General features: G+C 35.9%; 14 protein-coding genes. 1 reads left to right on the top strand and 13 read right to left on the bottom strand.

Annotated features, from left to right (window positions below; translation table 11 throughout):
• Nucleotides 1-99: 99 nt before the first annotated feature.
• The 6 genes from secA to VTHSUH11_RS06930 form a co-directional block, all read right to left on the bottom strand.
• Complete coding sequence (secA, locus tag VTHSUH11_RS06955; protein ID WP_105093130.1) at nt 100-2,535, bottom strand: preprotein translocase subunit SecA; 2,436 nt, start codon at nt 2,533-2,535, stop codon at nt 100-102.
• Between the two features lie 203 nt (nt 2,536-2,738).
• Complete coding sequence (gene hpf / locus VTHSUH11_RS06950; protein ID WP_059362137.1) at nt 2,739-3,272, bottom strand: ribosome hibernation-promoting factor, HPF/YfiA family; 534 nt, start codon at nt 3,270-3,272, stop codon at nt 2,739-2,741.
• Between the two features lie 234 nt (nt 3,273-3,506).
• The gene (locus VTHSUH11_RS06945) at nt 3,507-3,704 is read right to left on the bottom strand and encodes a cold shock domain-containing protein (protein ID WP_059362134.1); all 198 of its coding nucleotides are present in this window, start codon (nt 3,702-3,704) and stop codon (nt 3,507-3,509) included.
• A gap of 465 nt (nt 3,705-4,169) precedes the next feature.
• Nucleotides 4,170-4,889: an amino acid ABC transporter ATP-binding protein gene (locus VTHSUH11_RS06940; protein ID WP_059362131.1), complete on the bottom strand. Its 720-nt coding sequence runs from the start codon at nt 4,887-4,889 to the stop codon at nt 4,170-4,172.
• On the bottom strand, nt 4,886-5,536 hold the full coding sequence (locus VTHSUH11_RS06935) for an amino acid ABC transporter permease (protein ID WP_059362128.1): 651 nt from the start codon (nt 5,534-5,536) through the stop codon (nt 4,886-4,888). Before VTHSUH11_RS06935 ends, VTHSUH11_RS06940 begins: the two co-directional genes overlap by 4 nt.
• 14 nt (nt 5,537-5,550) lie before the next feature.
• Complete coding sequence (locus tag VTHSUH11_RS06930; protein ID WP_105093129.1) at nt 5,551-6,363, bottom strand: basic amino acid ABC transporter substrate-binding protein; 813 nt, start codon at nt 6,361-6,363, stop codon at nt 5,551-5,553.
• A gap of 956 nt (nt 6,364-7,319) precedes the next feature.
• On the opposite strand from VTHSUH11_RS06930, the gene VTHSUH11_RS06925 reads away from it, so the two are divergent.
• The gene (locus tag VTHSUH11_RS06925) at nt 7,320-7,922 is read left to right on the top strand and encodes an HD-GYP domain-containing protein (RefSeq protein ID WP_059362122.1); all 603 of its coding nucleotides are present in this window, start codon (nt 7,320-7,322) and stop codon (nt 7,920-7,922) included.
• A gap of 54 nt (nt 7,923-7,976) precedes the next feature.
• On the opposite strand, the gene VTHSUH11_RS06920 is transcribed toward VTHSUH11_RS06925, so the two are convergent.
• Genes VTHSUH11_RS06920 through rbfA form a run of 7 tightly spaced genes read right to left on the bottom strand, consistent with a single transcriptional unit; the run spans nt 7,977 to nt 14,808 of the window.
• A complete protein-coding gene (locus VTHSUH11_RS06920) occupies nt 7,977-8,696 on the bottom strand; it encodes a ComF family protein (protein WP_105093128.1) in 720 nt (239 codons plus the stop codon).
• On the bottom strand, nt 8,696-10,849 hold the full coding sequence (recD2, locus tag VTHSUH11_RS06915; RefSeq protein WP_105093127.1) for an SF1B family DNA helicase RecD2: 2,154 nt from the start codon (nt 10,847-10,849) through the stop codon (nt 8,696-8,698). Before recD2 ends, VTHSUH11_RS06920 begins: the two co-directional genes overlap by 1 nt.
• Nucleotides 10,849-11,613, bottom strand: coding sequence for a shikimate kinase (locus tag VTHSUH11_RS06910; protein ID WP_059362114.1), 765 nt, complete (start codon nt 11,611-11,613; stop codon nt 10,849-10,851). The genes recD2 and VTHSUH11_RS06910 overlap by 1 nt, the downstream gene beginning before the upstream one ends.
• A 9-nt stretch (nt 11,614-11,622) precedes the next feature.
• Entirely contained in the window at nt 11,623-12,552 is a 930-nt protein-coding gene (locus VTHSUH11_RS06905; RefSeq protein WP_105093126.1) for a bifunctional riboflavin kinase/FAD synthetase, read from the bottom strand.
• 2 nt (nt 12,553-12,554) lie between these two features.
• The gene (locus VTHSUH11_RS06900) at nt 12,555-13,490 is read right to left on the bottom strand and encodes a tRNA pseudouridine synthase B (RefSeq protein WP_059362110.1); all 936 of its coding nucleotides are present in this window, start codon (nt 13,488-13,490) and stop codon (nt 12,555-12,557) included.
• Entirely contained in the window at nt 13,490-14,434 is a 945-nt protein-coding gene (locus tag VTHSUH11_RS06895) for a DHH family phosphoesterase (protein ID WP_105093125.1), read from the bottom strand. Before VTHSUH11_RS06895 ends, VTHSUH11_RS06900 begins: the two co-directional genes overlap by 1 nt.
• 17 nt (nt 14,435-14,451) lie before the next feature.
• On the bottom strand, nt 14,452-14,808 hold the full coding sequence (gene rbfA / locus VTHSUH11_RS06890) for a 30S ribosome-binding factor RbfA (protein WP_059362105.1): 357 nt from the start codon (nt 14,806-14,808) through the stop codon (nt 14,452-14,454).
• Between the last annotated feature and the right edge of the window lie 8 nt (nt 14,809-14,816).

Raw genomic sequence — 14,816 nt, 5'->3', positions numbered from 1 at the left:
TACATTACCATAGTAATAATTTACTGTATTACTAAAATGAAAAATGGCCGTTGCCCAGAAGGTAAAAGTCCCATTGAGCAACGTGCCATTTCACAAATGTTAATCTATGTTTTGTGGCTCCAACACATCTTCATGATGGGGTTGTGCACCTTCTAAGTGATCAACTGGTTCTTCAATTTCCTGAATCAATTGTGCACGAATTTTGTATAATGCCATGATTGTTTCATCTTGAATAGATTCAATCATGTGTTGGAACATATCGTAGGCTTCAAATTTATATTCCACCAATGGATTCTTTTGTCCATATGCACGAAGGCCAATCCCTTCACGAAGCATATCCATATTATCCAAATGTTCCATCCATTTACTATCGACAACACGTAGCATAATTGCTTTTTCAAGTTGGCTAAACATCGCATCGCCTAACAAGTCAATACGATCTTGATATTCGCTATGAGCGATTTCATGCAAGCGTTCATCCAATTCTTGACGCGTATATTCTTCCATTTCTTCTGTAGACATAATTTCAGAAGTTAAGAAGTATTGACTCAAGTGTTTATGTAAACCTTCGTAATCCCATTCTTCAGGATACAATTTTTCATCAGCATACGCATCGACAGCTTCTGTTACAAGCTTATCAATCATTTCAATGATAGTGTCTCGTAAAGAATCATTTCCTAAAATGCGACGACGTTGTTCATATAACACTTCACGTTGTTGATTCATAACATCATCATATTCCAAGATGTATTTACGAATATTATAGTTATGATCCTCAACTTTCTTTTGAGCTCGTTCGATAGATTTTGTAATTAAGGAATGTTCAATTGGTTCATCTTCTTCCATACCTAATTTATCCATAATGCCAGAAATATTATCAGCACCAAAGATACGCATTAAATCATCTTCTAAGGATAAGAAGAATTGAGAGGAACCTGGGTCACCTTGACGACCAGAACGGCCACGTAATTGGTTATCAATACGACGGCTTTCATGACGTTCAGTACCCAAAATTGCTAAACCACCAAGTTCTGGAACACCTTCACCAAGAGTGATATCTGTACCACGACCAGCCATGTTAGTGGCGATTGTAACCATACCCATTTGACCAGCATCTGCTACGATTTCTGCTTCCTGTTCATGATGTTTAGCGTTCAATACCTTATGTGGTACACCAGCGCGCAATAACATATCTGAAAGTTCTTCAGATTGAGTGATGGATGTAGTACCAATCAAAATAGGTTGGCCCGTTTGGTGACGTTCTACAGCATTGCGAACAACAGCACGATATTTAGCCGCCTTAGTTTTGAAGATAAGATCTGGTAAATCCACGCGAATCAAAGGACGATTTGGAGGAATTGGAATAACGTCTAATCCATAGATATCGTTAAATTCTTTTTCCTCTGTTTTCGCTGTACCAGTCATACCAGACAACTTTTCATACATACGGAAGTAGTTTTGGAACGTAATAGATGCCAATGTTTGGCTTTCACGTTCAACCTTAAGACCTTCCTTAGCCTCAATAGCTTGGTGTAAGCCATCAGAATAACGACGACCGAACATCAAACGACCCGTGAATTCGTCAACAATAACAACTTCGCCGTCTTTTACTACATAATCCGTATCGCGATGCATCATAGCATGAGCGCGCAAGGATGCGCCCAACAAATGGTTCAACTCAATATTTTCAGCATCATACAAGTTTTCAACACCAAGCATTTTCTCTACTTTTTCAATACCTGAGTCAGTAGGTGCAATGGTCTTCTGTTTTTCATCGACAGTATAGTCTTCATCTTTCACAAGATGAGGCACTATCTTAGCTAATTTATAGTAATTGTCAGTAGAACGATTACCAGGACCAGAAATAATCAACGGAGTTCTCGCTTCATCAATCAAGATGGAGTCCACTTCATCGACGATAGCATAATTTAATGGACGTTGTACCATTTGAGCTACATCGGAAACCATGTTATCGCGAAGATAGTCAAAACCAAATTCATTGTTAGTACCATATGTTACATCAGCACCATAGGCCTGTTTACGTTGGTTGTAATCGAGATTTGCAACGATGAGACCTGTAGAAAGGCCTAGAAAATTATACAAGCGACCCATTTGTTCACTATCGCGTGTAGCCAAATAGTCATTAACCGTTACAACGTGAACACCTTTACCTGTTAAAGCATTAAGGTATACAGCCAAGGTAGCCACCAAAGTTTTACCTTCACCTGTACGCATTTCTGCGATATTGCCTCTATGTAGGCAAATACCACCTAGTAATTGCACGTCAAAATGACGCATGCCAAGTACGCGCTTTGAAGCTTCACGACATACGGCAAATGCTTCCGGTAAAATGTCGTCTAAAGTTGCTCCCTTTTGTAAACGACGTTTAAACTCATCTGTTTTACTGACAAGATTAGCATCGCTTAATTTTACATAATTAGGTTCTAGTTCATTAATATGATCTACAATTTTGCGCATTTTTTTAACTTCTTTTGCGCTATTATTTCCTATAAGACTTTGTAAAAAGCCGAACAAACAAATCACTCCTCTTCGGGATATCTTACATTATTATATCTAATTCATTATACCGAAAAAGCCTTGAATAGTCAAAGAATTCAAGGCTTTTCTATAGAGATGTATATGCTATTACAAAAATGGATGCCCTTTCGGGCATCCATCGTCTATATGCTTCGGTTAGCCCAATGTAAAAGGGCAATTAATTGGTAACCGACTATATATTATTGAATTTCTGGTTCAATCAAACCATAGAAACCATCATGTCTACGATATACAACATTCATTGTTTCTGTTTCTGCATTAAAGAACATAAAGAAGTCATGTCCAATTAAGTTCATTTGCAAAATAGCTTCTTCTACATCCATAGGACGAACTGCAAAATGTTTACGTTTTACAACTTCAATTTTTTCTTCTTCTACTGGTGTTTCAAGAGGTACTACGTCTGGATGGAAAGCTTCTGCACGTTTGAATCGTTTTGCCAAACGAGTTTTATGTTTATGGATTTGACGAACAATTTTATCTACTACCAAATCGATTGCTGCATACATATCATCGTTTGTTTCAACGCCGCGCAATACGATTTTATCTACGAAACATGTAATTTCGATAGTTGCTTTATCTCGCACTACAGATAAAACTGCTTGTGCATCTAACTCATCATCAAAGTAACGAGTTAGTTTGCCTAATCTTTTTTCTACGTACTCACGAAGAGCCGCTGTTACTTCAATGTTTTTACCTCTGATTGCTACTTTCATATGTCAACACCCTTTCTAAAAATCAACAACCAGTTTTAAGAATCTATTTAATTATTCTATTTCTGGTGTCTTATTTAGTATTTCTACATTTATGTGTAAAACTCCTCTTTTTCGAGTAATTTTTTATATTTTTTGTAGAAATATGTATTGTGCGCTATCAAACGCAAAAAAATCCCAACAAATCAAGCGTTGGGATTTTTATAATTTTGTTTTTATGTAATATTTGGTATGTATTTACGCTTTTACAACATTCGCTGCTTGTGGTCCACGATTACCATCAACGATATCAAATGTTACATTTTGACCTTCAGTTAAAGATTTGAAGCCATCATCTTGAATAGCAGAGAAATGAACGAATACATCACTTCCATCTTCTCTTTCAATAAAGCCATAACCTTTTTCTGCACTAAACCATTTTACTTTACCTAACATGGTAAGATCCTCCTAAAAAATATATTGTCTTACTGTCTTGCTTATATTGGTATCATACCATAGCATGTATAAAATATCAAACTCAAACTAAGTTATTTTTGACTAATTATTATACATAAATTATCATTATACTTTTCTATATATATCAAAAAAATATTGTATTTATATGGTCAATCAGGTTTTATTATATATTTCCTCTATTTATATTTATATGATTATTACAAGAATATATAATACCAATGAATCCATTCTTACTAGTTAGCATACATAAACTCTATATATATCACAAATATTTATATATAATATCTATTAATACGAATTAATCTATTTTAGAAAAATCTTTATATTATAATCAATTCAAAGAGACTCAAAAATAAGATATCAAAATTTTTTATATCTAAATGAATACAAAAATTAACCACCTACATTAACTTCATCTAATAATATAGGTGGCTAATTAAGTTCTTATAATATTTTGGACAAGAACAATTTTGTTCTATCACTAGTTGGAGCATCGAATACTTGTGATGGAGAACCATCTTCTAATATAAGACCACCATCAACAAATAGTACTCTATCTGCTACTTCTTTTGCAAAGCCCATTTCATGAGTTACGATAACCATTGTCATGCCTTCATCGGCCAATGATTTCATAACATCTAATACTTCGCGAACCATTTCAGGATCAAGCGCAGATGTAGGCTCGTCAAATAACATAACTTTAGGCTTCATTGCCAATGCGCGAGCAATAGCTACACGTTGTTTTTGACCGCCAGAAAGAGAATCAGGATACACATTTGCCTTATCTGATAATCCAACGCGTTCTAATAATTTCATTGCAATGTCATTAGCAGCTTTTTTATCAGTTTTTCGTACGTTAATTTGTGCTAAAGTTAAATTTTCAAGCACAGTCATATGCGGAAAAAGATTGAAGTTTTGGAACACCATACCTACTTCTGTTCTAACCTCATTTAATTTATTCTTGTCTGACAAATCCATGCCATCCACAATGACTTGACCACTTGTAGGTTCTTCAAGATAATTCATTGTTCGTAATACTGTACTTTTACCAGAGCCAGATGGACCAATGATTACTACAACCTCACCTTTATCAATATGAAGGTTGATACCTTTTAATACTTCATTTTTACCAAATGATTTTCGTACATCTTTTAAATCTATCATTTTACGTTATATTTCCTTTCAAGGTAAGCTACCAATCGAGAAATCGGTAATGTCATACATAGATAGATAATAGCTACCGTTCCCCAAATTTCTGTGGCTGCATAAGTCTTTGCAATAATCAACTGACCACGACGCATCAATTCTTCAAATCCGATTACAGATACAAGAGAAGAATCTTTCAACATCGCAATAAATTCATTACCCAAAGGAGGAATTGACGCCTTGAAGGCTTGTGGAATAATGATATGACGCATTGTTTGCCACCATGTGAGACCTAGCGAACGACCGGCCTCCATTTGACCTTTATCCACAGATTGAATACCAGCACGGAATATTTCAGATACATAAGCACCAGAGTTAATACTACATGCTGCAACAGCTGCTACATAAGGATCAATTCGCATACCAATAATTTGAGGTAATGCAAAATAAATCATAAAGATTTGTACAAGCATTGGTGTGCCACGAATGATGTCAACATAACACTTAGCAATTAAGCGAATCAAAATAAAATTCGACATTCTCGCTAAGGAGACAATCAAACCAATAATAAAACCACAGCTTACTGCTACTGCTGTAATTTTAATGGTCATCCAAGCACCATATAATAATAATTGTAAATTACTTGTTATGACATTCCAGTCCATTTATTACTCCCTAATTATTTAAAATCTAACACTACAGGCATATCTGCAGGTGCATCTACATTAAACCATTTTTTGTATAATGTATTGAACTCACCATCAGCTTTCATATCTGCAATTGCTTTGTTAATTTGTTCTTGCAACGCTTTATTATCTTTATTCATAGCTAAGCCAAGATATTCCTTAGTATTTGGATATGCCAAAATTTGGATTTTAGCATCAGGATGTTTTGTGCTGTAGTATTGAGCAACCGGCAAATCAATAACAGTAGCATCAACACCACCATTTAACAGTTCCAATAAGGCTTCATTACTATGGTCAAATACTTTAACTGTTGTACCTTCAATTTTATTAGCTAAATCAGAACCAGTTGTCCCCATTTGAGCAGCGATTTTTTTATTTTTTAAATCATCTAAAGAGTGAATATTACCATTATCTTTATAAACAATGGCTAATGCATTTTCATAATAAGGAGAAGAGAATAATACCTTTTCACTACGTGCTTTTGTAATAGTCATGCCAGAAGCAGCTACATCAATATCATGTGTATTTAACGCAGGAATCAAAGCATCAAAGGATACATTTTTTAGTTCCACATCTTTATTAATACGTTTACCAATAGCACGAATTAACTCAATGTCAAAGCCAGCGTAATCTTGAGTCTTATCATCTTTAAACTCAAATGGCACAAAAGTAGCATTTGTACCTACAACAATTTTATTCTTGGATGGTGCAGAGGTAGAATTAGAACCACAACCACCAATCAAAGAGGCGGCCATAACAGCCATCAAACCACCTAAAACTAATTTTTTTACCTTTTTATTAAACATAATCTTAACCTCATACTATAACTAAATTTATTTATATAGTATATATAGAAAGTATATTTATGTCAACAATTATGTATAAAAAAATCATTAAAAACCAGTATATCAATGAATTTTACATAATCTTTATACAATCATTGAATTATTATACGCAGAATGTATAACATAAATGGCATACTAATCAGCTAAAACAGTATTTTGTTATATACATATGCATAAAAGAAAAAAGCACATGAGAAAAGCCTCATGTGCCCGTAATACGGCTGACCTGGTCTTTGCCCCCACACTCGCCTGCTGGAAGGTTCGCTCATAAGCCCATAGCTCCCCACTACTACTCCTCTCGGTTACCCGGCAGGACTTACATCTAAGCCGCACCATGCTCACAGCCCCATAGACTGCTTATGTGGATCGTTTCGCCTGCGACTGGCCTCGACTTGCAACCACAGACCCGTATTTTCATATTATAGATTATAAATTATATCTATGTCTATATCTATATAATATATCTTCTATTCTATGTGTTTATTTGTATAATATATACCTTCAAAGAATTATGACTTTACTTGGTCAGACCTTTGAAAATTATATAATTTAATTGCAACCAACACAAACAAACATACGTATTCTCTAATATCATTGTTATGAGAATAGAAAAAGCAAGTCCTAATTTTAATGTATAGAAAATAGGAATAGGTATATAAAATAATTCTTCATTTTTTTATTATAATTCTTAAAACTCATTTTTTACATCCCATTATTAAGGCATTCTTTTTTTGTCAACTATTTTTACTATGCCAAATATGAATACCTATTCAAAAAGCAAACATTATACCGATACACAAAATATATTATTTAGTGTATAATACGAATACTGTTAAAGAAGAACGGATTACAAGTTGTACGATGTAACTTCCATGGGGGTTTGGATTTTACATCCATGTATGTTAGAGGGGTTTATTATGTTTATGTTATCATTGATGCAGCCTTCAGGACTGTATGAATTGGAGAAAGATAGTTTAGAGGCAATTAGTGCTCAACTATTACAAATGATACAAATGAAGAGCTATCACTTATATACACATTCTGTACAAGTATCCAATTATGCAGTTAGTATTGCTGCTAAAATGGGTCTTCCACTAAATGAGATCGAACAAATCCGTCATGCTGCACTATTGCATGACGTAGGTCTTTTAATGATTCCTAATGCGATGATTCAAAAAGCACCTTATTTAAACAAACAGGAAATGTCTAAATACAAACAACATGCTGCTAGCGGTGCTAATATGATTGAAAACTATCCATGTTGCCAACAAATTTTATCTTATATACGCTATCATCATGAGAAATGGGATGGCTCTGGATATCCAAAACATTTACGCGGTCCTAATATTCCTTTAGGGGCTCGTATCATTGCAGTAGCTGATTATTATGATTCTACTGTTAATCCATCCACTGAATTTTGGGCAAAAACAAAGGCCAAAGCAAAGGAAGAATTATTTAGTGCATCAGGTTCTCTCTTTGATCCAGATGTAGTTAAAGCATTTATTGATGTATTAGGCTAAACCTTACATCCATAAGGCGATAACAGATTCCAATTCTGTTATCGCCTTTATTTTTTAAAAGCTCCCACTAGCAATAGTGAGGGCTTCTATTGTTTGAGGACTATACCTCCTTAATACACGTGCCGCTGACTCCAACGTAGCTCCCGTTGTATAGATATCATCAACAAGTAGAATTCTTTTATCCCTTATCAATGATGAATCAAAATTATTATTCCACAAAAAAGCATCCTCTATTGTGTTTCTCCGCTCACTGCCTGATAATGACCACATTTCCTTATGAGTATCTAATTTATATAAACAATCAAACCATTGGAAATATTTATCCTCGCAATCCTCTAAAATTGGCCTATTACTGTTCTGTTTATCTTTAAATGTATCATGCTCATGATTTGTAAATGATAATACCCAATTATAGAAAAATAGATCTACCTGATTATACCCCCTACTCTTTTTCTTTTCAGAACTAGAAGGTATGGGAATAACATAATGCGGTTTATATGCGTGCATCCTCAAGTTGTACGATGCTAAAAAAGGAGCAGCCCCCTTGGACTGCTCCTTTTTTTCGTTAAATTTAACATCATATATCATAGACTTGATACCGCCTATATAATCAGCCAAAATCCAAACTGAATCTAGTGAGGATAATAACTTAGAAGGTACTTGTCTAATATTAAGAACTGCTTCAATACAAGAATCACACCAATCCCCTTGTTGTTTTACATGAGCACCACAATGAGGACAAACAGGCGGAAATAAAAAATCAAATAGATTCATTATCCATCACATCTTCCTTGTAAACGTTCTTTAAATAAAGTGTATCGTTCTTCACCATTAACGGTTTTTACAGCTCTTTCTACAGAGCTTTTCGTGCCAATCATAATGACCTTACGCTTAGCTCTTGTAACAGCTGTATACAGCAAATTGCGTTGTAGCATACCACCATACATAGGTACAAACGGAATAATAACAACGCCATATTCACTACCTTGGCTCTTATGAACAGTTATAGCATAGGCAGGCATAATCATATGTGCTTCATCGATGGATAGGCGCACCTCTTTGTGTATAAAGCGGATACAAATATCTGACTTAGTAATAGCATATATAACGCCAATCTCGCCATTAAATACTTCTAATTCATAATTGTTAAGGATTTGTATAACCTTGTCACCAACACGGAAGGTAATGCCATTAACACGAACCTCCCCTTTATAACTATCGGGAGGGTTAACCGATTGTTGTACATATTGAGATATAGTAGTACTACCCGCCTTACCACGACGCATAGGTGAAATAATTTGAATATCTAATTCATCATCGACATATTCTTTTTCTCGTTTATATACATCAATGATGGCCTTCATCATATCCCCTAAGGAATTAACAGGTATGAAAGTAAACTCATCACTGGTTATATCTAGACTAGGCATTTCGCCACGATTGATAGCATATGCACTATCAACTATACTATTACCCGAACTTTGACGATAGATATGTTGCAACCGTGTATAAGGAACCATATCGCTATCAAGTAGGTCTTTTAATACGAAACCAGCACCAATTGGTGGCAGTTGATCAACGTCACCAACGATGATAACATGTGCCTCCCGAGGGATTGCAGACATCAAAGAATAAAACAATCGCACATTGAGCATCGATGCTTCATCGATGATGATAACATCAATATCGAGTGGATCATCTTCATTTTTTGTAAAGTCATAGGAATCACTACCAGCTACAGGCATAAGCAATCGATGTATAGTTGTAGCTTCAAACTCAGTAGCCTCTGTCAAACGCTTTGCCGCACGACCAGTAGGTGCACAAAGAATGATACGCCCTAATCCACCTAATTGAAAGCCCTTTACCAAGGCCTTAATAATCGTAGTTTTACCAGTACCAGGACCACCTGTAATTAATGAAAACTTTTCAAAAAAAGATAGTTCAATAGCTTCCTTTTGCTCTGGACCAAAGGTTATATGATTCTCTGCTTCAAATCGCTCAATAAAACTAGGTATATCTAGCGATATAGGATCTGCTTCAATTAAGAAATCACGCGTATAATGAACGCCCTCCACCTCTGAAACATACATTTCAGGAGGATACACATACAATATATCATCATAATAAGTACTATAAACGATACCTTGACTAATAAGGGAATCAATATGATTAGCTATTAAGTCAGCATCAACCTGCAATAAATCATAGGTGCGACCAATTAATTCATCTACAGGCAAGCAGGTGTGACCTTGATTATCTAAATTTCCTAAAATCCAGTTAACACCTGCTTCTAATCGCCGTTCATCATCGGCTTCTATACCTAAATTCACAGCCAATGTATCGGCTGTATTAAACAACATATCCGGTGCAATACGCAACAAATTATACGGATTATCACGTATAACATCTATAGAGGATGCTCCATAATAGGTATAAACAGTACGAGACCATTTAGATGAAATTTGATGAGACTCAAAAAAGTGATTTAAATCAGATAATATACCTTCCCCCAATAAGGTGTTGTATAATTCCTCTTTCACACCTTTTCGCAAACCCGGTACATCCTTGATTTCCTCAGGTCGTTCCTCGCGTAATACATCTAAGAGACGAATACCAAAGTAGTCACATATTTTATCTATCGACTTTTCACCTAAGCCTTTTATGCCTAAGTTCATCAAGTACAGCCTAGCAGAGCCCATATTATCGGGCTTCAATTTCTCAATGCTAGATGCATCAAATTGAAAACCATATTTTTGGTGTTCTACATAACGACCCTTCAATTCAACATCTTCCCCCTCATTAGGGGCTTCAAAGCGTCCAGTACAAGTTATGTATTCCTCATTATAATCCTTTACAAGGAATACACAATACGTATTCTGCGTATTCTGATATATAATTCGGTATACAAATCCTCGTAATGCGTCCATTATTTCTCCGTATTAGGTAATGCTTCGATAATTTCTTGAACAGCATCAGTAATACTGCCTTCATTACCGATTTTAATATGGGCTACTTGTTCATATAGAGGATAACGTTCCTCATAAACATTGAAAATATACTCAATGCTTTCTTTCACAAGTGGTCGAATTTCTAAATCTAAATCATCGAGAATATGATTAACATCGCGATTTACAAATACAACAAGACCATTATTTCTCATAAGGTTTACGATTTTTTCGGACGTAACTGTACCACCGCCAGTAGCTATGACAGACGGTTTATTATAAATTAATTCTTTGATGGTTTCATACTCGTATTCGCTAAATGCATCTTTACCATCATAGATAAAAATATTCTGTACAGATTTCCCCACTTTATCTTGAATAGTTTGGTCAAGATCATAGAAATCACGGCCTAATTCTTTCGCAAGGACCTTACCAACCGTAGTTTTACCTGCACCAGGCATACCGATAAGGAATATATGCTTATGCATATGTTCTTTTAAGAACTCATTGCTAATAGAAATAACATCCTTCATATAAGATTCGATATATGTCAACATACGTGGATCTTTACTATTAGTTTTTAGGCTAGAAATAATCTCTTGATCCCGATCTTCGTCAATAAGAGGTAAATGATGTTCATCCTTAAATTTACCGATAAATTTAATAATAGATAAGCGTTGTTCAAATAACTCTACTAACTGTGCATCAATACCATCAATTTGTTTGCGTGCTTCTTTAATATCCATAGCTCCCCCTTATGAGTTATTACGTAAAATCTGAATAGCCGTTTCCTCGTCAATCTTCATTTGATCAATCAATTCCTGCAAGGCATTAAATTTAATCTCACCTCGTATATAGGATATAAACTGTACTGTTACTTCCTTACCATATACATCTTGGTCGAAATCAAATACATGTACTTCACATCGATGATATTGATTGGTGAAAGTTGGATTGTCCCCCACATTACCAACACCATCATACCAAATACCATCTATGCAAACTCGATTAGCATATACCCCATCAGGCGGTATAGCCATCTCATTAGGCAATAAAAAGTTAATCGTTGGAAATCCCAATGTACGCCCTCGTTGATCCCCTTTTATAACGATACCTCTAAACTGATAAGGGCGACCAAGCCAAGCATGTGCTTGCTCCATGCGGCCTTCTTCAATAGCCTTACGAATATTGGTACTACAGATAGGACCTTCCTCAGTAGATAATAATGGTTCTACTATGATGTGAATACCTTTATCTGTCAATTTATCTCGCATTAACTGTGGATTACCAGCACCTTTGGCACCAAATGTAAAATTAGTGCCAATTGCAATACCTACCACATCAATATCACGACATAATGCAGATAAAAAATCATCAGGAGACATATTAAATATGTCTAAATTCATAGGAAGTCTTAATATATAATCTACCTGTAGAGATTCGAGAATCTCATCCATAATATCAGCAGATAAAACGCGCTTTGGAACATCTCCAGGGCGTAATATCGTCATAGGATGAGCGCTAAATGTAACGAGTACCGTAACGGCATCATGTGCTTTGGCCTCTGCTATAGCATTGCCAATGACCCGTTGATGACCACGGTGTACACCATCAAATGTGCCTAATGCGTATACAATTTTACGATTAATTTGACGTAATTCATCAAACGAGTGTAAATGTTTCATACTTAACCTTCAATAAAAATATTTTTATCCACCTTAAGTGAATTCTTAGTTCTTTTGAGAATGCCTACAAAACCATTAGGCCCATAGGCTCTATACTTTTCAGATGGGACCGTATGAGAAAAGGCCTCTACGATTGGTAATTCTTTACCTTGTACCATCATCTTTAATTGTACACTATCTACGTCCACTTTTGAAAGATGCGATACCGCATGATCTGTAGGGAACACAATTTTTTCACCGTGAAGAGTTAATTCCTCTGCTATATAGGACGACTGAATATCAAATGGGCCAACAGCAGTTCTTGCTAAGGATGTCATAGTCCCAGGAATACCTAATCGAATACATATATCTCGTAACAGCGAACGAATATAGGTACCACTAGAACAAGTAACGCGAATTGTGAAATACGGAAAACCATAGGCTACAAGCTCAATATTAGAAATTATAATAGTTCGCAGCGGCAATTCCACTGGAATACCCTTACGAGCATATTCATAGGCGCGAACTCCATTGATTTTAATGGCCGAATATTTAGATGGACGTTGCTCTTGTGTGCCTACAAATGAAGCTAACAACGCAGTTAACTCATTCCAAGTTGGAGGCCTTAAGGATTCATTAATCTCTGTAGAATCATCTAATATGGTAATCCCTTCTACGAGATCCATATTGTCATCCGGTAATACCGCTTGTCCTGTACTATCTTCTGTATCTGTAAAAGTGCCAAACTTACATTCTGCTACATAGGTCTTATCAAAACCATCTGTGTATTCAATAAGACGTGTGGCCTTTCCTAAAAAGATGGGTAATACACCATAAGCCATAGGATCTAATGTACCACTATGACCTATACGTTTTTCTTTTAAAATACGACGACATATACCGACAGCATCATGACTTGTAATGCCAGGAGGTTTCAAAAACGGAAATACGCCATCCATTATTTAATAACCTCCAATAGACGAGATTTAGCCTCATCAATGGAGGCATCTATGGTACATCCTGCGGCACGTATATGACCGCCGCCACCAAAATGGTTGGCAATGGCATTCACATCAGTACCTTTAGAGCGCAAGCTAATTCGAGTGCGATTTGGACTTTCACCTTTCAACAAAATAGCAACATCTACGGTATCTACATTGCGAATGATGTCTACAAAACCATCCGTATCATCACCTAGAATAGCCATAACCGCTGGAGATATTTCGATGGTTGCAACGCGATTATCTTTATAAAATGCAATGGTTTGCATAATCTGTTTCGTCAATTCAAGGCGTGCTGCACTGACGGCTTCAATCGTTTCAGAAATAACATTAGGTCTTGCACCAGCAGCAACACAGAGACTTGCCATTTTAAGTGTATTAGCAGTGGTATTACTGAATTTAAAGAAACCACAGTCGGTAGCAATCGCCATGTAAAGGGCATTAGCCATAGACTCTGTAATAGGCCAATTCCATTGTTCACATAAATCCGTAATGATTTCACCAGTAGCCGCAAATTCAGGTTTTAAATATAGATGATCAGCAAATTCAGAATTAGAAATATGATGGTCTATATTAAAAATAGGTGCACTAAAGAGTGCACCTACGCGGCCAATCCGTTCATACGTGCTAGCATCTAATACCATGAGCATATCCACAGATACAGGGTTAGCCTCGTAATATGCTACATCCTTAATCTGATCAATATAGGATAAAAAAGAATATCTTTCAGGTATTACATCATCCACAACCATATGTACCGTTTTGCCTTGTGCTATAAGCGCCTCATAGAAGGCCACCATAGAGCCAATAGCATCTCCATCTGGTCGCACGTGGACAGTGAGCATTATAGAATTAGCTTCATACAGAGCCATGTGTAATTGATTAATTGTAATCTTACTCATAGTCTGTATCCTTTTTGTTAATTTGTTTCTTCATCCTTTTTGATTTCGTTCAAAAGGGATTCGATATGCATGCTGTAATCCAAGGATGTATCTTTATCAAAGGTAATCGTTGGAATATGGCGTAATTTCAATACCTTGCCAAGCTCGGTACGCACATGACCAGCTGCATGTTTTAATGCGATAAGTGTATCTTCTTTCTCTTTATCGGAACCAAACAAGGAAACATAAATCGTAGCTTCACGTAAATCACCTGTTACATGAACATCGGTAACGGTAGTAAAGCCGATGCGAGGGTCTTTCAACCCACGCATCAACATTTGACTTACTTCTTGTTTGATGAATTCTTGTAATTTTCTTACGCGAACATCACTCATAGTAACCT

Origin of the sequence: Veillonella tobetsuensis (assembly GCF_002959935.1) — a bacterium.
Lineage (GTDB): Bacteria > Bacillota > Negativicutes > Veillonellales > Veillonellaceae > Veillonella > Veillonella tobetsuensis.
This window is presented reverse-complemented; position numbering and strand designations above follow the sequence as displayed.

What these genes read in the sequence shown, in the direction of transcription:
- VTHSUH11_RS06925 (WP_059362122.1), top strand. Translation starts at nt 7,320, where the DNA reads ATGTTTATGTTATCATTGATGCAGCCTTCAGGACTGTATGAATTGGAG.
- rbfA (WP_059362105.1), bottom strand. Translation starts at nt 14,808, where the DNA reads ATGAGTGATGTTCGCGTAAGAAAATTACAAGAATTCATCAAACAAGAA.
- VTHSUH11_RS06935 (WP_059362128.1), bottom strand. Translation starts at nt 5,536, where the DNA reads ATGGACTGGAATGTCATAACAAGTAATTTACAATTATTATTATATGGT.
- recD2 (WP_105093127.1), bottom strand. Translation starts at nt 10,849, where the DNA reads ATGGACGCATTACGAGGATTTGTATACCGAATTATATATCAGAATACG.
- VTHSUH11_RS06945 (WP_059362134.1), bottom strand. Translation starts at nt 3,704, where the DNA reads ATGTTAGGTAAAGTAAAATGGTTTAGTGCAGAAAAAGGTTATGGCTTT.
- VTHSUH11_RS06900 (WP_059362110.1), bottom strand. Translation starts at nt 13,490, where the DNA reads ATGGATGGCGTATTTCCGTTTTTGAAACCTCCTGGCATTACAAGTCAT.
- VTHSUH11_RS06920 (WP_105093128.1), bottom strand. Translation starts at nt 8,696, where the DNA reads ATGAATCTATTTGATTTTTTATTTCCGCCTGTTTGTCCTCATTGTGGT.
- VTHSUH11_RS06910 (WP_059362114.1), bottom strand. Translation starts at nt 11,613, where the DNA reads ATGGATATTAAAGAAGCACGCAAACAAATTGATGGTATTGATGCACAG.
- VTHSUH11_RS06895 (WP_105093125.1), bottom strand. Translation starts at nt 14,434, where the DNA reads ATGAGTAAGATTACAATTAATCAATTACACATGGCTCTGTATGAAGCT.
- VTHSUH11_RS06940 (WP_059362131.1), bottom strand. Translation starts at nt 4,889, where the DNA reads ATGATAGATTTAAAAGATGTACGAAAATCATTTGGTAAAAATGAAGTA.
- VTHSUH11_RS06930 (WP_105093129.1), bottom strand. Translation starts at nt 6,363, where the DNA reads ATGTTTAATAAAAAGGTAAAAAAATTAGTTTTAGGTGGTTTGATGGCT.
- VTHSUH11_RS06905 (WP_105093126.1), bottom strand. Translation starts at nt 12,552, where the DNA reads ATGAAACATTTACACTCGTTTGATGAATTACGTCAAATTAATCGTAAA.
- hpf (WP_059362137.1), bottom strand. Translation starts at nt 3,272, where the DNA reads ATGAAAGTAGCAATCAGAGGTAAAAACATTGAAGTAACAGCGGCTCTT.